This is a genomic window from Rhizobium sp. BK661 (assembly GCF_024808825.1).
Lineage (GTDB): Bacteria > Pseudomonadota > Alphaproteobacteria > Rhizobiales > Rhizobiaceae > Rhizobium.
Map to the genome: position 1 here is coordinate 309,348 of NZ_JANTYT010000005.1, position 18,696 is coordinate 328,043.

The window sequence follows — 18,696 nt, forward strand, 5'->3', positions numbered from 1 at the left end:
GAGGAGGAAGGAAAGCATGCGATGGTTGATATTCCAACCAGTGCCGCCGACGTCATTCCGCCAGCCGAAGTGGCGGATGTAGAACTTTACCATCCGAGGAGCTGGTGGACGAAATACGTCTTCAGCCAGGATGCCAAGGTCATTGCCATCCAGTATTCCATGACGGCGTTCGCGATCGGTTTCGTGGCGCTCGTCCTCTCCTGGCTGATACGTCTGCAGCTCGGCTTCCCCGGCTATTTCTCCTTCATCGACGCCGACCACTACTATCAGTTCATCACGATGCACGGGATGATCATGGTAATCTATCTGCTGACCGCACTCTTCCTCGGCGGCTTCGGCAACTATCTCATTCCCCTGATGGTGGGCGCTCGCGATATGGTGTTCCCCTATGCGAACATGCTGAGCTACTGGCTCTACCTGCTCGCCGTGATCGTGCTTGTCGCCGGTTTCTTTGCGCCCGGCGGGCCGACGGGTGCTGGCTGGACGCTCTATCCGCCGCAGGCATTGACATCAGGTACGCCGGGCGGGCGCGACTGGGGCATCATCCTGATGCTCTCATCGCTGATCATCTTCATCATCGGCTTCACCATGGGCGGCCTGAACTACGTCGTCACCGTGCTGCAGGGAAGGGCGCGCGGCATGACTTTGATGCGGATGCCTTTGACCGTCTGGGGCATCTTCACCGCCACCGTCATGGCGCTGCTGGCTTTCCCGGCATTGTTCGTCGCCGCGGTCATGATGCTGTTCGACCGGCTGCTCGGCACCAGCTTCTTCATGCCTGCAATCGTCGAGATGGGCGAACAGCTGAAATCGGATGGCGGAAGCCCGATCCTGTTCCAGCACCTCTTCTGGTTCTTCGGGCATCCGGAGGTCTATATCGTGGCGCTTCCGGCATTCGGCATTGTCTCAGATCTGATCAGCACGCATGCGCGCAAGAACATCTTCGGCTACCGCATGATGGTTTGGGCGATCGTGATCATCGGGGCGCTGAGCTTCATCGTCTGGGCGCACCACATGTATGTTAGCGGCATGAACCCGAATTTCGGGTTCTTCTTCGCCACGACAACGCTCATCATAGCCGTCCCGACGGCGATCAAGGTCTACAACTGGGTCTTGACGCTTTGGCGGGGGGATATTCACCTGACTTTGCCGATGCTGTTTGCCATCGGCTTCATCGTGACGTTCGTCAATGGTGGGTTGACTGGGCTTTTCCTCGGCAATGTGGTGGTTGATGTGCCGCTGTCCGACACGATGTTCGTCGTCGCACATTTCCACATGGTGATGGGCGTTGCACCCATCATGGTGGTCTTCGGCGCCATCTACCACTGGTACCCGAAGATTACCGGGCGGATGCTCGACGAGGTTCTCGGGCGGATCCATTTCTGGGTCACCTTCATCGGCGCCTACGCGATTTTCTTCCCAATGCATTATGTCGGTCTTGTCGGCGTGCCGCGCCGCTACTTCGAGCTTGGCGACACGGTATTCATTCCACCGTCAGTGCACGATTTGAACATGTTCATTTCTGTCGCAGCGCTAATTGTCGGCGCGGCTCAACTCGTTTTCCTGTTCAATGTCGTCTGGAGCCTGTTCCATGGTCGAGAGGCGGGTGGCAATCCGTGGCGGGCGACGTCGTTGGAATGGCAGACGCCCGAGACGCCGCCGGCCCATGGCAATTGGGGCAAGGAGCTGCCGGTCGTCTACCGCTGGGCATACGACTATAGTGTCCCCGGCGCTGCCGAAGACTTCATACCGCAGAACCAGCCGCCAACGGCTGGACTGTCGAGGGCGCCAGCATGAGCGTCGTGCTGATTTTCCTCGCAGGCGTTGCCGCCATCGTCATTTGGTGGATGTCCGGACAGCGGTTGATGTCGAAGCCATGGTTGGAGGTCGGCACGCTCGACGATATCCACCAACCGGCTAAGCCGCCGATCCCGACGGCCAAGATCGGCCTCGGTATTTTTCTTGCGGTTGTCGGGGCCCTCTTTTCCTTGCTGGCAAGCGCCTATCTCGCCCGGATGAGCGGCGCCGATTGGTGGGCGATCCCCATTCCACGGCTTCTTTGGGCGAATACGGCGGTGCTGATCTTGAGCTGCGCGGCGCTGCAGTGGACGGTGGTTCAAGCGCGGCGGGGCGCCGATGACGGTGTACGACTGGGCCTCGATGCAGCACTGGCGACAGCAGTGCTGTTTCTTGCGGGGCAGATCGTTGCCTGGCTGCAACTCGTTGCGGCCGGTTATGTGCTTGCCGATAACCCGGCAAACAGCTTCTTCTACATGCTGACTGGGCTGCACGGTCTCCACATCCTCGGCGGGCTGGCGGTCCTTGCACGGACGCGGGTGAAGCTGCTCGCGGGCAGCGCCACGGCGCCCGCCAGGCTGCGCCTCGGCATCGAGCTCTGCGCCACCTACTGGCACTTCATGCTCGTCGTGTGGCTGCTTCTCTTTGCGCTCTTTACCGGCTGGGCAAACGACTTTGTCGACCTCTGCCGTCAACTCGTTTCTTAAGGGGCAGACAATGGCCGAACTCACCCGAGTTGAAACAGAACCCGTCGCCCATGGCAGCCATACCGGCGGTCTGAGTGGTGTGGCTGCGGATTTTGCCTCGGATCAACGAGCGTTCAAGAACGTTTCCTGGGGCAAGGCCATGATGTGGATCTTCCTCCTCAGCGACACCTTCATCTTCGGCTGTTTCCTGCTTGCCTACATGACGGCTCGGATGTCGACGCCGATCCCATGGCCCAATCCGAGCGAGGTTTTTGCACTTGAGATCGGCGGGCAGCAGGTTCCGCTGATCCTCATCGCCATCATGACCTTCATCCTGATCAGCAGCAGCGGCACGATGGCCATGGCCGTCAATTTCGGTTATCGCCGCGAGCGCGGGAAGACGGCAGCGTTGATGCTTTTGACCGCGCTGCTCGGCGCCTCTTTCGTCGGAATGCAGGCTTTCGAGTGGACAAAGCTTATCACCGAAGGCGTGCGCCCCTGGGAGAACCCATGGGGTGCGGCGCAGTTCGGATCATCCTTCTTCATGATCACCGGGTTTCACGGTACGCACGTGACCTTCGGCGTGATCTTCCTTTTGATTACCGCGCGCAAGGTATGGCGCGGAGACTTCGATACGGGCCGGCGGGGCTTCTTCACAAGCCGCAAGGGCAATTATGAGATCGTCGAGATCATGGGCCTCTACTGGCACTTCGTCGACCTCGTCTGGGTTTTCATTTTCGCGTTCTTCTATCTGTGGTGAGGCGCATCATGGCACAGGCACAAGCGCATTCCGGCCAGCAGCATCCAATCAGGCTTTACCTCGTGGTGTGGGGGTTGCTGTTCGTCCTCAGCACGTTCTCCTATCTGGTCGATTATCTCGGCATCCAGGGCTACCCGCGCTGGACGCTCATCATCGTTTTCATGATGCTGAAGGCCGGCCTGATCGTTGCCATCTTCATGCATATGGCCTGGGAGCGGCTGGCGCTGGTCTACGCAATCTTGCTGCCACCGCTGCTCGTCCTGGTCTTCGTGGCGATGATGGCATCGGAGTCGCATTATACGATCTTCACCCGGCTGACATTCCTCGGCGGCGCTGGTCCCTAGGTGGACCATGGGAGGGTTAGATGATCTTCTCGTTCGGAAACGGGGCACGCGAAGCCCCGTTTCGCGCCCGACGAACCGTTGGACCTGATCGACTGTTGCGGGGTTGGAGCGGCTGATGTCGGTTGGCTGGCGAGCATGATGCCGAGCAAGCAGCCCGCAGCCAGCACGCCGAGCCGGCGTGCTGTGGGGTATCGTGACATGGCTTAGTTGCAGGTTGCCATGCGCTTCAGGGCCGCGGTCACCCCATTCAAGGAATAGGTGTAGGTCGTCGCAGTGCCGCGCTGGGAGACGGCTTCGACCGTCATGTCGCTACCGGAGCGCATGGCGCCGATGACGTCAGGTTCGCGGGACTCTTCAAGCACCCACGCGGACTTGCCCCTGGTGAACATCGTGAACGTCTCGTCGCCGATCGCGACCTTGACCCGCGAGCCCGGCTTCAGTTCGTAGCCCATGATTGCCTGCGGCTCATACCCGGCACTCGGCGCCCGGCCGATCACGAAGAAATTGCTGCCATGATCGACGCTTGCCGGTTGCTTGGTTGTCGGAACAGTCAGCAAATAGCACACTGTCTGCCCGCCCTTGCTGTAGGAATAGACGCCCCAATCCTCGAACTGCTTGACCATTGTCGGCTGCGCGTTGGCGGAGATTGCACCGGCAAGTGTGAAGGAGAGTACGAGAGCTATTCTTTTCATGGGCATTTTCCCCGCCGAAAGTGTGAGAGGTGCTGGCCTTGGAACAGACCGGCTGGAGCGAACGCGGGGCATTCAAGGCGGAGAGGGTTACCGAGACCTTAATGGCGGGTTGGGGGTAACGAACGTGTGACCGATCGATCGTCTGATGTGAATGGAAAGCCCAAAAACAAAAGAGCCGGCCACGTTTCCGGGACCGGCTTTGAATAAATGGTTGAAATAGATCAGGCCGAAAGCTTGGCCAGAACCTCTTCATCCACTTCGAAATTCGAGTAGACGTTCTGAACGTCGTCGTCGTCTTCGAGGCTGTCGATCAGCTTCAGCAGCGACTGGGCCCGTTCTTCGTCGACCGGCACGTTGTTCTGGGCGCGCCAGACAGCCTTGACGGTTTCGGCTTCGCCGAGCGAGGTTTCGAGCGCCTTAGCGACTTCGCCGAGGGCTTCGAAGCCGCAGGTGATGTAGTGGCCTTCCTCGTCGGTCTCGACGTCGTCGGCACCGGCTTCAATGGCGGCTTCCATCATCTTGTCGGCATCGCCTGCCTCAAGCTTGTAGGTGATTTCACCGACGTGGTCGAAGGAGAAGGAAACCGAGCCTGTTTCACCAAGAGCGCCGCCGGCCTTCGTGAAGATCGAGCGGACGTTGGAGGCGGTGCGGTTGCGGTTGTCGGTCAGGGCCTCGACGATGATCGCCGTGCCGCCCGGGCCGTAACCTTCGTAGCGGACTTCATCGTAGTTCTCGCCGTCGGCGCCCGCAGCCTTCTTGATGGCACGGTCGATGTTATCCTTCGGCATGGACTGCGCCTTGGCGTTCTGGATCGCAAGACGCAGGCGGGCGTTCATCGAAGGATCAGGCAGACCGGCCTTGGCGGCAACGGTGATTTCGCGCGCGAGCTTGGAGAACATTTTCGACCGCACGGCATCCTGACGGCCCTTGCGATGCATGATGTTTTTAAACTGTGAATGGCCAGCCATGGCACCCCTGTTCACGTCATATTGTTAGGAATGGGCCGCCTTATAAGAGCGAAATGGGCCGTATTCAAGGGAAAACGGCTCCACCGCGCGTGTTGCTCATACAGCCCGAAAGGCGGAACAAAGCCCGGAAGCTGACGTTTCAAAGCACGGACCCTCGAAACGGAAGGAAGTGCTATGGCCAGTTTCAACGAAGCGCGGGAACACCCGGCACGCCAGCTCTGGGACCAGGTGAACGACATCCATGCAGGCATGCTCGGCGTGGATGGAGCGGACATGCACATGCAGCCGATGGCGCCGAATGCTGATCCGAAGACGAATACGATATGGTTCTACACGAAATCGGACGCAGCGATCGTGCGTGCCATCAAGCCGGGTACGCGGGCACATTTCTGCGTGGTCGGCAAGGATCACGACTACCATGCCTGCCTCGCAGGCAAGATCGAGGTGCGGCCCGACCCGTCGAAGATTGACGAATATTGGAACTCAGTTGTCGCCGCCTGGTATGATGACGGCAAGAAGGATCCGAATCTCACGATGCTCGCAATGCATGTCGACGACGCCGAAATCTGGGTTTCGACGGGTAGCAAGCTGAGGTTCGGCTGGGAGATCGCCAAGGCCAATCTCGACGATGACAAGATGCCCGATGTCGGCATCAGGCAGCACTTGCAGTTTGCTTGAAAGAACAGACCCGGCGCAGTCCGGGTCTTTTATTGCATGCCCTTTGCGACATAGATCAGCGGCTTTTTCGGCAAGGTGAGCAGCGAAACGGAGATCGTGTTCGTCGGCGCGTAGCTGATGTCGAAATCGGGTCCGAACATCGACAGGAAGCTTTGCAGCGGGCGCGGTTGATGCATCGGCAGGATCAGCGAGGCGCGCAGGCGCTTGATGACGCGGCTCATGCTGTCGGAGCCCATTGTCAGGCCACCATCCACTGGCACCATCACGACATCCAGTCGGCCGATTTCCGCGTAGTGGGTTTCCGTCAGTTCGTAGTGCAGATGGCCAAGATGGCCGATGCAGAGGCCGGCAACCTCGAAGATGAAGATTGAGTTCCCATCCTGCTGCGGCGCGCCGAAACCGCCCCTGATATCGGTGGTGACATTGCGAATGTAGGTGTCGCCGACTACCAGGTTGATCTTGGCTTTTTCGCCCGGCACGTCACCCCATCCATGCAGCACATACTTGATGGCCGGGTCGGTCACCAGAGTATAGTGCGAGGAATGGGCGCGGTTCATGGTGACGACCATCGGCGCCTGCGGCGGCGAGTACCAGCCGCTGTAATCGGTCGCGATCGTCACACCGCCCGGCGTTTCAATGAGGAAGGTGGAGTGCCCAATGTAGGTCAGCGTAACCGATTGATTGATGGCGCCGGCGTCGATGACTGGGGCCGGGCCTGTGAAACTCGCAAAGGTCGCTTGTGGGATCGATTGGGCGATAGCCTGGCACTGGCTGACGTTTCGCCGTTCCTCCTGAGCGGCGGCCACTTCCACGGCAACCAAGACCATCAGGCAGGCGATTGCGAAAACAAGAAAACGCGGCTTCATGCCACTTCCTCCAGCGCGCTCACGGGTAGGCTCGGGAGGATGCGGCAAGGCGCCGCAGTGGTCCAGTTGAAATGCCGGGACCGCTGCTCACTTTTGCGTCATGGCAGACGCCTGCCTGAACTAGCGCCAGAACTCCGGAATGGTCTCGGCAAGCCGCGGGCCGAGCCGCAGTGGAGCGATCTTTTCAGCCAGGCCGGTCGTATCGGAGATCTCGACGCCGACGCCGCAGATGGTTGCCGGGCCGGTCGCCGCCTCCATGCGGCCTTTCGGCATCTTCGAGATGAACCGGTTCAGCGGCTCCTCCTTGTCCATGCCGAGCGAGGAATCGTAGTCGCCGCACATGCCGGCGTCAGACATGTAGGCGGTGCCGCCATTCAGGATCTGATGATCGGCGGTCGGGACATGGGTGTGCGTGCCGACGACGAAGCTGGCGCGGCCGTCGACGAAATGGCCGAAGCACTGCTTCTCGCTAGTCGCTTCGGCGTGGAAGTCGAAAATGATCGCATCGGCCTGTTCCTTGAGCGGGCAGGCGTCGAGGATCGCTTCGGCGGATTTGAAGGGATCGTCGAGTTCGGGATGCATGAAGACGCGGCCCATGACATTTGCGACAAGCACGCGTGCGCCGTTGCGGGCATAGAACAGCCCTGAGCCGCGACCCGGCGTGCCCTGCGGGTAGTTCGCGGGCCGCAGGAACTGGTCGTGACGTCCGGCAAAGGCGACGGCTTCCTTCTGGTCCCAGACGTGGTTGCCCGTCGTCACGACATCGGCGCCGGCATTGATCGTCTCGAGGAAGATATCCTCGGTGATGCCGAAGCCGCCGGCGGCGTTCTCGCCGTTGACGACGACGAAATCTAGCTTGAGGTCGGAAATGAGGCCGGGGAGGCGGTTCCAGACGGCGGTGCGTCCGGTCTTACCCACCATGTCACCCAGAAAAAGCAGTCGCATTGCTATCCAATCCAAGAGGCAAAAAAGCGAAGCCCGCTTTCCGTCAGGAGGGCGTCTAGGCTGACATCGTGCGGCTCGTCGGGCACATGTGCCACTTCCTGGCAGTCGAATGCAATGCCGATCAGCTTGGGATGCTGGCCTTTTTGCCGCAAACGCTCGATGGCACGGTCGTAATAGCCGGCGCCGTAGCCAATGCGGTGACCGCGATTGTCGAAGGCGGAGAGCGGCACCAGCATGATTTCGGGATCGAGCACGGCGGCGTCCGCCGGCGGGCCGGAGGTGCCGAAGCCCGTGCTGACCAACGGCGCGCCGCGCACAAGTTCGCGAAACACTATCGTCTGCTTGTCGAGGATGGCAGGCACGCAAAGCCGGGCTCCACGTGCCTGGAAGCGCGCCAGAAGCGGCCGGATGTCGGCCTCCGAACGGATCGGCAGGAAGCCGGAGACGACAGTGCCCGGATCGAAGGCGACGGCCTCGCCGGCATGCTCGGCCATGGCCAGGCTCATCTCGATGCGCGTGGCCTCCGGGATCGCGTCGCGCAGTGTAAGCCGGCCGGCTCGCATTTCGGCTTTCTGTTCTTTTGGGGTCATACGGTCCATCGCGCTGTTTTCAGCAGACGATAAAGGTCCTGCCGATCATTTCAACGGGACAATACGACCTTTGACCGCCCGCCTTAGCCAATCGGATCAAATCGTGATGCTGGTCGGCATGACTGAGGTGTCGGCCTGCGCCTCAAACGAGTAGGCGTTCACTCCGGATGCCTGCTGGCCGGTTCTCTCGCGCAAGTCGCGCATCGCCTTGTCCATCAACTGACGAACCTCCTGCAGGATGGCCTTGAACTCTTCCATCGTCTTTCGGTCTTCGGTGGAGATCCCTGCGGACGCCTGCTGTCCGTCTTCGACGACGCTCTGGTAGGCGTTGCGCGCCGCAGTTGCGCCGTCGGGTTCGTCCGCTTGGGGGGCGCTCGTGTCGGAGCTGTCCGCCGCCGCGGCCGCGTCTGTGCCTGATGTATCGGTTGCGGCATCTGCCGACGCCGCTCCGGTATCGGTCGTTGCCGCAGAGGCATTGGCTGTGGAAGCGATGTTTGTTGCACTGGCCGCAACAGCCGAGGCAAATTCCGCCGCAGCGGCGCTGATCTTGTGGGCAAGTTCGGCTGCAAGCCGGGCAACGACCTCCGGTGGGTAGCCGCCACTCTTCAGCATTTCGAGCTGCTGCTTGGCTTCCTCAAGCTTGCGTGCCGCACGGGCTTTGGCCGCTTCGGCCGATGTCGCCATGCTCTCACGCAGGCTTTCCTGTGCCCTTGCCGCATTCTGCAAGATCTTCAGGCGCGCGCTGGTGCTGTCGGTCGACGTAGTGAGATTGTCGGAGGAGTAAGTGGTGCGCAGGATGTTGAGCGCTGATGCGGAACCGACTTGCATACTATCCTCCGGATTGCACGATCCGGCGTAGTCTGCAACTTCAGGCTTGCGTGGGCCTGTGCCACCTACGTACGCGTGGCGAGCGTATGGATCGTTTCATTGAACAGCGGCATGCCGCCCGGTGACCAACCGAGGGCGCGGATTTTCGCCGTGTCCATCGGCGTCAGCTGTGACTTGTCGGCAGGAAGCGGCAGCCTGTTCAGGCAATCGCGCTCCCAGCGAATGTGTTCCAGGATGTCCCAGGTATCGAGTGTGACATCGGAGACGTTGAAGGTCTCGCCTGATATACGCGCGGTGTCCGCTTCCAGCATCAGCCGAACCGCGCCGCCGACGTCTCTTCCGTGGACCTCGGTGCCGGCACGTGATGGCAGATGGCGGCCGGCGAGGTAATCCTCGATCAGCTTGTCCCATTTGTTGGGCCGAAGGTCGCCGTAGACGCCGGTCAAGCGCAAGCTGGTCGTTGCGAAGCCGGGCGCCGCGAGATGCGCGAGGCTGCGTTCGGCGTCGAGCTTGACCTGACCGTAGAGGGTCTCGGGCTTCTCAGCCATGCCTTCTGTCAGCGTGGTTCCCGGAGGGTGCTCGCCATAGGCGGCGCGGCTCGAAATGAAGATGCAGCGGCGTGTGCCGGCGCGTTTGGCCGCTTCGAAAAGCCGGACGCTGCCGTCAAGGTTAAGGTGCTTGAACGTCTCCGGGTCATCGCCCTCGCCGCCGCGGTAGTTGCCGGGCAGGTGGTGGAAGGCGGCGTGCACGAAGAAATAGGCGTCGTCAAAGGCTTCGATATGATCACGCGTCGGATCGAGCGAGAGCGGGGCGAATTCGACCGGTCTTGAAAAGAAGCGGGGCAGGGGAGCGTGGCGACCGCCGATGATCACGGTATAGCCGGCGGCGAGCAGTTCTTCGACGATATAACGTCCGACGAGACCTGTTCCCCCCGATACCAATACCTTCATGCCGCCTCGTCAGGGTTGGACATTGTCGATGGATCCGGCAGGTCATCGCCGGCATAGAATGCATGCCAAAGGTCGATCAGCGGCCGCAGTTTATCGGCCTTCGGATGATTCGTCTCCCACGGCTTCTCATACTGGTAATGCAGGACGGAAATACTCTGCCAGTCCCAAAGCCGGGGCATGGTGAACCACACGTACTGGAGCATGTTGAAATAGACGGGCAAGCCGTGCCAATCCGGGAAAAACTCCTGCAGGAAGGTCTGGTCCGTCCGCTTCCAGAACACCCCCGGCCGATCCAGCCGTTCCAGCATTCGCTGGAATGTGTCTTCGGACGGCTGCGCGACGAAGACGCCGGAATTCAGCCGGTGGAAGTCCGCCAGGGACTCATAGACGTTCGGGGCGGCGGAAAACTCCGGATAGCGGAAGAGCTTGTCGATGTTTCGCAACACGATCGCGTCGGCGTCGATGAAGACGCAGCTGGCGTATTCGGTCAATTGCCATAGGCGCAGCTTGCAGAAATTGTCGAGCGGGGAATGAAACGCAGGCTTGCGTCCCTTCGTAAAGGGAGCGGCGGCGTGCAGACTGGATCGAGCATGACGCTCATTGAACTCCGCTGACAGGGGCAGATGGTCGACCGGCACCAGGCGACAGCCGAGTTGCAGAAGCAGGTCAAGACTGGCTTGGTCGGCGCCTGCCGTATGGAGGATGACGATATCCGCTGGAGTGGCGGTTCGGCGCAACGATACCGCAAGCGCCTTGGCGCCCATGGCGTAATCGTGGTTGGTGACGAGAGTGACATAGGCGTGCCGAGGCTCACTCATGAAACGGACTTCAGCCTCCTACCTTCCGGATCACGGTTGATCGTCGCCGCAATGTCTTTCGTCCAGGCAGAGATCGCGGGGACGCGCGACCGATCGACGCGGTAGGCAAATTTCTTGGCGACGTCGACGATCTCGCTCAGAAGACCTGTCTGCAGGGTGATCGGATCGAGACCGAGCTTGCGGAATTTCTCGTTCTTGACGATGAGTTCGTTTTCCGGCGCCTCCTTGCGTGGGTTCGGCAGCCAGGCGATCTCGCCGCCGCTCAGCTTGGCGATCATTTCCGCCAGATCTCGCACCCGATGCGTTTCGGTCATCTGGTTGAAGATCTCGACGCGGGCGCCTCGGGCAGGCGGGTTGTTCAAGGCAAGCTCGATGCAGCGGACCGAATCCTGGATGTGGATGAAGGCGCGGGTCTGGCCGCCGGTGCCGTGGACTGTCAGCGGATATCCGATCGCCGCCTGGATCAGGAAGCGGTTCAACACTGTGCCATAATCGCCGTCATAGTCGAAGCGATTGATCAGCTGCGGATGCCGACGCGTCTGCTCGGTGTGGGTGCCCCAGACAATGCCCTGGTGCAGGTCGGTGATGCGCAGGCCGTCGTTCTTGGCATAGAAATGGAAGAGCAGCTGATCCAGGCACTTGGTCATGTGATAGATCGAGCCTGGATTGGAGGGGTAGAGGATTTCCTGGCTAACGGTCTCGCCGTTCGCCGTCTCGATGCCAACCGGCAGATAGCCCTCGGGGATCGCTGCGCCAACTGTCGAATAGCCGTAGACGCCCATCGTGCCGAGGTGGATCAGATGCGCGTCGAGTTGGTGTTCGACAAGCGCATTCAGGAGGTTATGGGTGGCGTTGACGTTGTTGTTTACCGTGTAGTTCTTGTGGCGGTCGCTCTTCATCGAGTAGGGCGCCGCGCGCTGTTCGGCGAAATGAATGATGGCATCAGGCCGGTTCTCAGCTAGCCACTTCTTCAGCAGTTCGTAGTCCTTGGCGAGGTCGATCAGGTTGAAATGAATGCGCCGGCCGGTTTCGGCGTGCCAGATGCGCGTTCGCTCCTGGATCGAGTCCATCGGGGTCAGTGACTGAACCCCAAGTTCAGTGTCGATCCAGCGCCGCGAGAGGTTGTCGAGAATGTGAACGTCGTGTCCGGTGTCGGAGAGATGCAATGATGTCGGCCAGCCAATGAATCCGTCCCCGCCCATCACTGCAATCTTCATCGCGTCGTCTCCTGCTTGAATGTCTCTGTCAAAAATTACTTAGGAAGCGTGACAATTGTTCAATGCTTGCAAGGCGGAATGTCTTCCGCCAAAGAGGGCGCGTGACTTTGGAGAAAATTATGGCGGACAACGGTTTTTCGATTTCGGGTGAACTCACGGAAACGGGTCACCGGCTCCTGCAGCGGGTTTATTACGAGGACACCGATTTTTCCGGCCTCGTCTACCATGCGCGTTATCTTCACTTCCTCGAGCGCGGCCGCACCGATTACCTCCGTTGTCTCGGCGTTGAGCAGCGGGAGCTGATCAATGCCGACGAGGAGGGGCTTGTCTTCGTCGTCCACCGCATGGAGATCGACTTCAAGCAGCCGGCGCGGATGGATGATATCCTGACCGTCCTGACCCACACCGAAAAAGCCGGCGGGGCCAAGATGGTCCTCAATCAGGAGATCCGGCGCGGCGAAACGCTGCTGATCGCCGCCAAGGTGATCATCGCCGTCATCAATGCCAATGCCAGGCCGCGACGATTGCCGGAGACACTCGCCGAGAAATTTCTTGAAGGCAGCAAGCCGCTCCGCGGGCCCTGAGCCCTTGCCGCGCTCAATGTGATCGACACGGTTTGCGTGCGGCGATTCGCTTGGATTGATCGTGAACGCTGAAAAGACGCGGGATTCCGGCCTTGCATAAACATGAGTTTTGTGTGAAGGAATTCACGCGCTGGAAGATAAGCGCTGTTGTGGTCATCGAGCTAGATCTGACCAAGTAATCCAAGGGATAAATCTTTCTCCGATAGTTTCGCTGTCATGATCCGGCGCTAACGAACTGTTAACCATAATAGTGTCTTACTCGGATTGTCAGAGTTTGTGCGGTGCACGCCTTCCTTTGACCAAATTTGACGGCAAGGAAGGCGGATAAGAGCTTGGAAGCTTGACCAGGGCTTTGGGCGGCGGCCGCCAGACACTTCTTGCGAGATCACTTTGTGCCGCCCGGTCAAGTGCCGGGCGTTTGGATTCGGGGATTTTGGATCAATGGAACAAGTAGGATTGGCAGCAGCAACGGCCGACGTCAGCCTCTGGTCGCTGTTTATGCAGGCAGGTCTCGTCGTCAAGCTGGTCATGCTCGGGCTCATCGCAGCCTCGGTCTGGACCTGGGCGATCGTCATCGACAAATATCTGGCCTACGGCCGCGCACGGCGCCAGTTCGAGAAGTTCGAGCAGGTATTCTGGTCGGGCCAGTCGCTGGAAGAGCTTTATCGCACTCTATCGGAGCGCAACAATACCGGCCTTGCCGCGATCTTCGTTGCGGCGATGCGCGAATGGAAGAAGTCGTTCGAGCGCGGTGCGCGCTCCCCGATCGGTCTGCAGATGCGTATCGACCGCGCCATGGACGTGACATTGGCGCGTGAATCCGAATTCCTCTCAGCCCGCCTCGGCTCGCTGGCAACGATTGGTTCCGCCGGTCCGTTCATCGGCCTGTTCGGTACGGTCGTTGGTATCATGACCTCGTTCCAGGCAATCGCCGGCTCGAAGTCGACGAACCTCGCGGTCGTTGCTCCCGGTATCGCCGAAGCGCTGCTTGCAACCGCAATCGGGCTTGTTGCTGCTATCCCGGCCGTTATCGCCTACAACAAGTTCACTGCCGATGCCGGCAAGCTTTCGGGCCGCATGGAAGGCTTCGCGGATGAATTCTCCGCCATCCTTTCGCGCCAGATCGACGAGAAACTGCAGCCGCGCCAGGCCGCGCAGTAATCGACGGGAACGGAGTCAACGATATGGGTATGGGTGCTCCAAGCGGTGGCGGTAGCGGCGGTGGTCGCGGTGGTCGTCGTCGCGGTGGCCACAGAGGTGGTGCCATCTCCGAAATCAATGTGACGCCGCTCGTCGACGTCATGCTCGTGCTTTTGATCATCTTCATGGTGGCAGCACCGATGATGACGGTCGGCGTGCCCGTCGACTTGCCGGAAACACAGGCCAAGGCGCTGAATTCTGAAACGCAGCCGATCACGATCTCGGTGAAGAACGACGGCCAGGTGTTCCTGCAGGAAACACCGATCCCGGTCGAAGAGATTGCCGCGAAGCTCGAGGCGATCGCAACGACCGGCTATAATGAACGCATCTTCGTTCGCGGCGACGCGACCGCGCCCTATGGCGTGATCGCCGACGTCATGGCTCGCATCCAGGGTGCCGGCTACAAGAACATCGGCCTCGTGACGCAGCAGAAGAAGGACCAATAGCGAACGCTATGAAGGCCAGTATCGTCACATCTGCGGCTCTGCACTGTGCACTGCTTGCCTGGGCGCTGATCTCGATCGGCTCCCCGGAGCAGTTCAAGGTCGAGGATTTCGAGGCGATGCCCGTCGACCTCGTGCCCGTCGAAGAAATGACGCAGATGCAGCAGGGCGACAAGACGGCCAAGCCGAGTGAAAAGCCGGCGCCGAAGCCGACGGCCAAGCCGACCAATGTCGAAAACGCCGAGAACATGGGCGAGAACAAGGTCGACCTCAAGACGCCGCCAGTCCCGAACGCCAAGCCCAACAATAACGAGAGCGCTGCTGCCCCCAAGGCCGTTGAAAAGCCTCTTCCTCAGAATGATCCCGTGCCCAACGAGGTGAAGGAGATCATGAAGGAGGAGACGGACGTCGAGCCGAAGCAGGTCGCGTCCATTACGCCGCCGAAGCCCGAAATCACCCCGCCGACGCCGCCAAAGCCTGAGGAAACGCCACAGGAACAGCCGGAGCCACCGAAGCCGGACGCCGAGGCGCTGCCGGACAAGGTTCCGACTCCGGTCGTGAAGCCGCAAGCCAAGCCGCCGGAACAGAAGCCGGCCGAAAAGCCCCCGGAGAAAAAGACCGAGGATCAGGCGAAGGCGGACGAGAAGCCGACGGACAAGAAGAAGGCCGACAAGAAGCAGGAGAAGGCCAAGTCCGCCTCCTCCAAGCAGAGCGACTTCAACGCCGATGATATCGCGGCGCTGCTGAACAAGCAGGACCCGTCGAATGGTGGCGCCAAGAGTTCGACCGAGGTTGCGTCGCTCGGTGCCAAGAAGGCTACCGGCGGCTCCAAGCTCTCGATGAGCGAGATGGATGCGCTGCGCAGCGCGATCGCCGGCAACTGGTCGGTTATCCCCGGGATGGAAGGTGCCAGCGACGTTCGCATCAAGGTCCACATGAAGCTGGACCCGGATGGCAACATCATCGGTTCGCCCGAGGTCGAAGCGGTTGGCGGCACCAACGAGGCGACGCGCATGGCGTTGGCAAGCGGTGCCAAGCGTGCCGTCATGAAGTCGTCGCCCTTCACGACTCTCCCGAAAGACAAATATGACGCCTGGGGCGAGGTTATCGTCAATTTCGATCCCAGCGATCTAGCCCTTTAAAATGCTGAAAGGCTTGTCCTCCATGACCAAGTGTTCCCTCATTCGCGCCTTGATGGTCGCCGTCGGCATGATAACCACTGCGGTTGTCGCCACGCCGGCCAACGCGCTTGTCGAAATCAACATCAACAAGGGCAATGTCGAGCCGTTGCCGATCGCGATCACCGACTTCCTGCAGGGCGACATGGGTGCGCAGGTTTCGCAGGTGATTGCCGCCGACCTTCAGCGCTCGGGCCTTTTCAAGCCGATCGACAAGAACGCCTTCATCGAGAAGATCTCCAATCCGGATGCCGCTCCGCGCTTCGAGGACTGGAAGGTCATCAATGCGCAGGCACTCGTGACGGGTCGCGTGACGCAGGAAAGCGACGGACGTCTGCGCGCCGAGTTCCGCCTCTGGGATACGTTTGCCGGCACGCAGATGACCGGGCAGCAGTTCTACACGCAGCCGGAGAACTGGCGCCGCGTTGCTCACATCATCGCCGACGCGATCTACAAGCAGATCACCGGCGAGGAAGGCTACTTCGATACGCGTGTCGTGTTCGTTTCGGAGTCCGGCACCAAGCAGGAGCGCAAGCGCCAGCTCGCCATCATGGACCAGGACGGCTTCAACGTCCGCATGCTGACGAACGGCAGCGACCTCGTTCTCACGCCGCGCTTCTCGCCGAACCGCCAGGAAGTCACCTACATGTCCTTCGCCAACCAGCAGCCGCGGGTCTACCTGCTGCAGCTCGAGACGGGACAGCGCGAAGTTGTCGGCAACTTCCCGGGCATGACCTTCTCCCCGCGCTTCTCGCCGGATGGCCAGAAGGTCGTGATGAGCCTTCAGCAGGAAGGCAACGCCAACATCTACACGATGGACCTGCGTTCGCGCACGACGACGCGCCTGACCTCGACGGCGGCCATCGATACCTCGCCCTCCTATTCGCCGGACGGCGGACGGATCGTGTTCGAAAGCGACCGCGGCGGCAAGCAGCAGATCTACGTCATGAATGCCGACGGCTCCGGCCAGACGCGTATCTCCTTCGGCGACGGCAACTACTCCACGCCGGTCTGGTCTCCGCGTGGCGATCTGATCGCCTTCACCAAGCAGTCGGGTGGCAAGTTCTCGATCGGCGTGATGAAGCCGGACGGTTCGGGCGAGCGCATCCTGACGACGGGCTTCCACAACGAGGGCCCGACCTGGGCACCAAATGGCCGCGTCATCATGTTCTTCCGCCAGGCGGCCGGTGCTGGCGGTCCGCAGCTCTACTCGATCGATCTGACGGGCTATAACGAGCAGCTCATCAAGACCCCGACCTACGCTTCCGACCCCGCCTGGTCGCCGCTTCTCGAGTAGAAAAGCCTGTGGATGTGCCTTTTTGTCGCCGCAAAAATCCCTGATTGGGGCGACTGAGGGACAAATCAACCATCTGTTAACCATAATTCTTGAATGCCGATTAACCCAATACGGTTACAGTCCGGCAACCTTAATCAAGTCGCAAGGAGACCGGCCATGAGCCGAATTCACACCCCGGCAATGAGCCGCATGCAGAATTTCGCCCGCAACCCCGTCATGATCGCGCTTGTCGCCGGTCTTGCTCTGGCCGGTTGCGCCAACAAGAAGAACATGGCCAACAGCGCCGGTGATCTCGGCCTTGGCGCCGGCGCCGCAACGCCGGGTTCGGCTCAGGACTTCACCGTCAACGTCGGCGACCGCATCTTCTTCGACACCGATTCCACCTCGATCCGCGCGGACGCCGCCCAGACGCTCGACCGTCAGGCTCAGTGGCTCGCTCGCTATCCGAAGTATGCCATCACCGTCGAAGGTCACGCCGACGAACGCGGCACGCGCGAATACAACCTTGCCCTCGGTGCTCGCCGTGCAGCCGCTACCAAGGATTACCTTGCTTCGCGCGGTGTTCCGGCTCAGCGCATGAAGACCATCTCCTACGGCAAGGAACGCCCGGTCGCCGTCTGCGACGATATTTCCTGCTGGTCGCAGAACCGCCGCGCGGTCACCGTTCTGGGTGGCGCCGGCATGTAATTGCCGGGAAATATTACAATTTCGAAAGGCGGCTCCATTGCGGGCCGCCTTTTCTTTTTGAACACACTTTGGCCAGTTTCCGTTGCTTTTTGAAAGCAATTGGAAAAATCTCCTGTTCGTGCCAAAGGGTGCGAAGAATCACTGGGACAGGACGAACCATATGAAAAAACTTGTCGTTGCGGGCATGCTGTGCCTCGCGGCCGTGGCCGGGGCGGGCCAATCGGCGAGTGCGACGTCGATTTTGGGTTGGCAGATCGGCGGCAAAGCCGCGGATCGGCAGGCTCAGGCACCGGTCGTAAACGTGCAGGCCGGCGGAGCTGAAGTTCGCGTCCAGCAGCTTGAAGAGCAACTGCGCCAGCTGAACGGCCGCATCGAGGAGATGAGCTTCCAGCTGCTGCAGATGCAGGAAACGATCCGCAAGGCGCAGGAAGACAACGAATTCCGCTTCCAGGAGCTGGAAAAAGGCGGCGGTGGCAGCAGTGCCGGCGGTAGCACCAAGACGATGAAGAAGAGCGAGGCCGATGTGCCTCCTCCGGTTCAGGGTCAGAGCGGCGATGATGTCGCCCGCGTGATCCAAGCACCACAGGGAGCCGAAACGGCTCCCTCGACCGATGTTCCGACAAACGAGGGTCTCGGTCAGCCGCCGAAGCAGCTCGGCTCGATGGAGTTCGACAAGAACGGCAATCCGGTCGGCGGCTCGGTCAACGAGAATGCCACGGTTGGATCAGGCCCGGTTCCGGGTGTCGATTCCGGTCGTTCGTCGCAGACTGCGTCGCTCGGCAGCGAAGCCGATCAGTACAAGGCTGCCTACGGCCATGTTCTGTCCGGTGACTACTCGACGGCAGAGCAGGAGTTCACCCAGTATATCGCTCAATATCCAAGCAGCGCACGGGCAGCCGACGCGAATTTCTGGCTTGGCGAGGCGCTTTACTCGCAGGGCAAGTATAACGAAGCCGCCAAGCGGTTTCTGGATGCGCACAAGAAGTACGGCAGCTCTGAAAAGGCGCCGGAAATGCTGCTGAAGCTCGGCATGTCGCTCGCAGCGCTCGACAATACGGAAACCGCATGCGCCACGCTGCGGGAAGTCCCGAAGCGTTACCCCAAGGCTTCGCGTGCCGTCATAACCAAGGTCGCCAGCGAGCAAAAACGCCTCGCCTGCTAAGGTCTT

The 18,696-nt window shown here is 60.4% G+C and carries 21 protein-coding genes; 12 read left to right on the forward strand and 9 right to left on the reverse strand.

What is annotated here, in order from left to right; all coding sequences use genetic code 11:
* Positions 1–21 precede the first annotated feature (21 nt).
* The 4 genes from ctaD to FHX16_RS14030 are packed head-to-tail and all read left to right on the forward strand — an operon-like array spanning position 22 to position 3,587.
* The gene (ctaD, locus tag FHX16_RS14015) at positions 22–1,797 is read left to right on the forward strand and encodes a cytochrome c oxidase subunit I (RefSeq protein ID WP_183755719.1); all 1,776 of its coding nucleotides are present in this window, start codon (positions 22–24) and stop codon (positions 1,795–1,797) included.
* Positions 1,794–2,504: a cytochrome c oxidase subunit 3 gene (locus FHX16_RS14020; protein ID WP_183862122.1), complete on the forward strand. Its 711-nt coding sequence runs from the start codon at positions 1,794–1,796 to the stop codon at positions 2,502–2,504. The genes ctaD and FHX16_RS14020 overlap by 4 nt, the downstream gene beginning before the upstream one ends.
* A 10-nt stretch (positions 2,505–2,514) precedes the next feature.
* Complete coding sequence (locus FHX16_RS14025; protein WP_183862120.1) at positions 2,515–3,243, forward strand: heme-copper oxidase subunit III family protein; 729 nt, start codon at positions 2,515–2,517, stop codon at positions 3,241–3,243.
* An 8-nt stretch (positions 3,244–3,251) separates the two neighbouring features.
* A complete protein-coding gene (locus FHX16_RS14030; RefSeq protein ID WP_183755716.1) occupies positions 3,252–3,587 on the forward strand; it encodes a cytochrome C oxidase subunit IV family protein in 336 nt (111 codons plus the stop codon).
* A 203-nt stretch (positions 3,588–3,790) separates the two neighbouring features.
* Here FHX16_RS14030 and FHX16_RS14035 read toward each other — a convergent pair whose 3' ends face one another.
* On the reverse strand, positions 3,791–4,279 hold the full coding sequence (locus tag FHX16_RS14035; protein ID WP_405049283.1) for an invasion associated locus B family protein: 489 nt from the start codon (positions 4,277–4,279) through the stop codon (positions 3,791–3,793).
* A 221-nt stretch (positions 4,280–4,500) separates the two neighbouring features.
* Positions 4,501–5,247, reverse strand: a complete 747-nt coding sequence (locus FHX16_RS14040; protein WP_183755714.1) for a YebC/PmpR family DNA-binding transcriptional regulator — start codon at positions 5,245–5,247, stop codon at positions 4,501–4,503.
* 174 nt (positions 5,248–5,421) lie between these two features.
* On the opposite strand from FHX16_RS14040, the gene FHX16_RS14045 reads away from it, so the two are divergent.
* The gene (locus FHX16_RS14045; protein ID WP_183862116.1) at positions 5,422–5,925 is read left to right on the forward strand and encodes a pyridoxamine 5'-phosphate oxidase family protein; all 504 of its coding nucleotides are present in this window, start codon (positions 5,422–5,424) and stop codon (positions 5,923–5,925) included.
* Between the two features lie 29 nt (positions 5,926–5,954).
* Here the strand turns inward: FHX16_RS14045 and FHX16_RS14050 are convergent, their stop codons facing one another.
* The 7 genes from FHX16_RS14050 to FHX16_RS14080 all read right to left on the reverse strand — a co-directional run bounded on the left by FHX16_RS14050 (position 5,955) and on the right by FHX16_RS14080 (position 12,139).
* On the reverse strand, positions 5,955–6,791 hold the full coding sequence (locus FHX16_RS14050; protein ID WP_183862114.1) for an MBL fold metallo-hydrolase: 837 nt from the start codon (positions 6,789–6,791) through the stop codon (positions 5,955–5,957).
* A gap of 120 nt (positions 6,792–6,911) precedes the next feature.
* On the reverse strand, positions 6,912–7,736 hold the full coding sequence (locus FHX16_RS14055) for a TIGR00282 family metallophosphoesterase (RefSeq protein ID WP_183862112.1): 825 nt from the start codon (positions 7,734–7,736) through the stop codon (positions 6,912–6,914).
* 2 nt (positions 7,737–7,738) lie between these two features.
* Entirely contained in the window at positions 7,739–8,326 is a 588-nt protein-coding gene (locus FHX16_RS14060; protein ID WP_183755711.1) for a 5-formyltetrahydrofolate cyclo-ligase, read from the reverse strand.
* 96 nt (positions 8,327–8,422) lie between these two features.
* Positions 8,423–9,154: a hypothetical protein gene (locus FHX16_RS14065; RefSeq protein ID WP_183862110.1), complete on the reverse strand. Its 732-nt coding sequence runs from the start codon at positions 9,152–9,154 to the stop codon at positions 8,423–8,425.
* A 65-nt stretch (positions 9,155–9,219) separates the two neighbouring features.
* Complete coding sequence (locus FHX16_RS14070) at positions 9,220–10,104, reverse strand: NAD(P)-dependent oxidoreductase (RefSeq protein ID WP_183862108.1); 885 nt, start codon at positions 10,102–10,104, stop codon at positions 9,220–9,222.
* Positions 10,101–10,922 carry a glycosyltransferase gene (locus tag FHX16_RS14075; RefSeq protein WP_183862106.1) on the reverse strand — a complete coding sequence of 274 codons (822 nt, stop codon included), beginning with the start codon at positions 10,920–10,922 and terminating at the stop codon, positions 10,101–10,103. The genes FHX16_RS14070 and FHX16_RS14075 overlap by 4 nt, the downstream gene beginning before the upstream one ends.
* Positions 10,919–12,139, reverse strand: coding sequence for an NAD-dependent epimerase/dehydratase family protein (locus FHX16_RS14080; RefSeq protein WP_259129015.1), 1,221 nt, complete (start codon positions 12,137–12,139; stop codon positions 10,919–10,921). Before FHX16_RS14080 ends, FHX16_RS14075 begins: the two co-directional genes overlap by 4 nt.
* A gap of 119 nt (positions 12,140–12,258) precedes the next feature.
* Between FHX16_RS14080 and ybgC the strand changes: the two genes are divergently transcribed.
* The 7 genes from ybgC to ybgF all read left to right on the forward strand — a co-directional run bounded on the left by ybgC (position 12,259) and on the right by ybgF (position 18,690).
* Positions 12,259–12,723, forward strand: a complete 465-nt coding sequence (ybgC, locus tag FHX16_RS14085; protein WP_016557207.1) for a tol-pal system-associated acyl-CoA thioesterase — start codon at positions 12,259–12,261, stop codon at positions 12,721–12,723.
* A gap of 441 nt (positions 12,724–13,164) precedes the next feature.
* Positions 13,165–13,884: a protein TolQ gene (gene tolQ / locus FHX16_RS14090; RefSeq protein ID WP_016557208.1), complete on the forward strand. Its 720-nt coding sequence runs from the start codon at positions 13,165–13,167 to the stop codon at positions 13,882–13,884.
* Positions 13,885–13,913: 29 nt separating this feature from the next.
* Entirely contained in the window at positions 13,914–14,369 is a 456-nt protein-coding gene (gene tolR / locus FHX16_RS14095) for a protein TolR (protein WP_025660914.1), read from the forward strand.
* 8 nt (positions 14,370–14,377) lie between these two features.
* Positions 14,378–15,508, forward strand: a complete 1,131-nt coding sequence (locus tag FHX16_RS14100) for a hypothetical protein (protein ID WP_183862102.1) — start codon at positions 14,378–14,380, stop codon at positions 15,506–15,508.
* Positions 15,509–15,530: 22 nt separating this feature from the next.
* Positions 15,531–16,841: a Tol-Pal system beta propeller repeat protein TolB gene (tolB, locus tag FHX16_RS14105; protein WP_016557211.1), complete on the forward strand. Its 1,311-nt coding sequence runs from the start codon at positions 15,531–15,533 to the stop codon at positions 16,839–16,841.
* Positions 16,842–16,997: 156 nt separating this feature from the next.
* Positions 16,998–17,528: a peptidoglycan-associated lipoprotein Pal gene (gene pal / locus FHX16_RS14110; protein WP_040675631.1), complete on the forward strand. Its 531-nt coding sequence runs from the start codon at positions 16,998–17,000 to the stop codon at positions 17,526–17,528.
* Positions 17,529–17,688: 160 nt separating this feature from the next.
* Positions 17,689–18,690 (forward strand): tol-pal system protein YbgF, encoded by a 1,002-nt coding sequence (gene ybgF, locus FHX16_RS14115; protein ID WP_183862100.1) that lies wholly within the window; start codon positions 17,689–17,691, stop codon positions 18,688–18,690.
* Positions 18,691–18,696: the final 6 nt, after the last annotated feature.

What these genes read in the sequence shown, in the direction of transcription:
- ctaD (WP_183755719.1), top strand. Translation starts at nt 22, where the DNA reads ATGGTTGATATTCCAACCAGTGCCGCCGACGTCATTCCGCCAGCCGAA.
- FHX16_RS14020 (WP_183862122.1), top strand. Translation starts at nt 1,794, where the DNA reads ATGAGCGTCGTGCTGATTTTCCTCGCAGGCGTTGCCGCCATCGTCATT.
- FHX16_RS14025 (WP_183862120.1), top strand. Translation starts at nt 2,515, where the DNA reads ATGGCCGAACTCACCCGAGTTGAAACAGAACCCGTCGCCCATGGCAGC.
- FHX16_RS14030 (WP_183755716.1), top strand. Translation starts at nt 3,252, where the DNA reads ATGGCACAGGCACAAGCGCATTCCGGCCAGCAGCATCCAATCAGGCTT.
- FHX16_RS14035 (WP_405049283.1), bottom strand. Translation starts at nt 4,279, where the DNA reads ATGAAAAGAATAGCTCTCGTACTCTCCTTCACACTTGCCGGTGCAATC.
- FHX16_RS14040 (WP_183755714.1), bottom strand. Translation starts at nt 5,247, where the DNA reads ATGGCTGGCCATTCACAGTTTAAAAACATCATGCATCGCAAGGGCCGT.
- FHX16_RS14045 (WP_183862116.1), top strand. Translation starts at nt 5,422, where the DNA reads ATGGCCAGTTTCAACGAAGCGCGGGAACACCCGGCACGCCAGCTCTGG.
- FHX16_RS14050 (WP_183862114.1), bottom strand. Translation starts at nt 6,791, where the DNA reads ATGAAGCCGCGTTTTCTTGTTTTCGCAATCGCCTGCCTGATGGTCTTG.
- FHX16_RS14055 (WP_183862112.1), bottom strand. Translation starts at nt 7,736, where the DNA reads ATGCGACTGCTTTTTCTGGGTGACATGGTGGGTAAGACCGGACGCACC.
- FHX16_RS14060 (WP_183755711.1), bottom strand. Translation starts at nt 8,326, where the DNA reads ATGACCCCAAAAGAACAGAAAGCCGAAATGCGAGCCGGCCGGCTTACA.
- FHX16_RS14065 (WP_183862110.1), bottom strand. Translation starts at nt 9,154, where the DNA reads ATGCAAGTCGGTTCCGCATCAGCGCTCAACATCCTGCGCACCACTTAC.
- FHX16_RS14070 (WP_183862108.1), bottom strand. Translation starts at nt 10,104, where the DNA reads ATGAAGGTATTGGTATCGGGGGGAACAGGTCTCGTCGGACGTTATATC.
- FHX16_RS14075 (WP_183862106.1), bottom strand. Translation starts at nt 10,922, where the DNA reads ATGAGTGAGCCTCGGCACGCCTATGTCACTCTCGTCACCAACCACGAT.
- FHX16_RS14080 (WP_259129015.1), bottom strand. Translation starts at nt 12,139, where the DNA reads ATGAAGATTGCAGTGATGGGCGGGGACGGATTCATTGGCTGGCCGACA.
- ybgC (WP_016557207.1), top strand. Translation starts at nt 12,259, where the DNA reads ATGGCGGACAACGGTTTTTCGATTTCGGGTGAACTCACGGAAACGGGT.
- tolQ (WP_016557208.1), top strand. Translation starts at nt 13,165, where the DNA reads ATGGAACAAGTAGGATTGGCAGCAGCAACGGCCGACGTCAGCCTCTGG.
- tolR (WP_025660914.1), top strand. Translation starts at nt 13,914, where the DNA reads ATGGGTGCTCCAAGCGGTGGCGGTAGCGGCGGTGGTCGCGGTGGTCGT.
- FHX16_RS14100 (WP_183862102.1), top strand. Translation starts at nt 14,378, where the DNA reads ATGAAGGCCAGTATCGTCACATCTGCGGCTCTGCACTGTGCACTGCTT.
- tolB (WP_016557211.1), top strand. Translation starts at nt 15,531, where the DNA reads ATGACCAAGTGTTCCCTCATTCGCGCCTTGATGGTCGCCGTCGGCATG.
- pal (WP_040675631.1), top strand. Translation starts at nt 16,998, where the DNA reads ATGAGCCGAATTCACACCCCGGCAATGAGCCGCATGCAGAATTTCGCC.
- ybgF (WP_183862100.1), top strand. Translation starts at nt 17,689, where the DNA reads ATGAAAAAACTTGTCGTTGCGGGCATGCTGTGCCTCGCGGCCGTGGCC.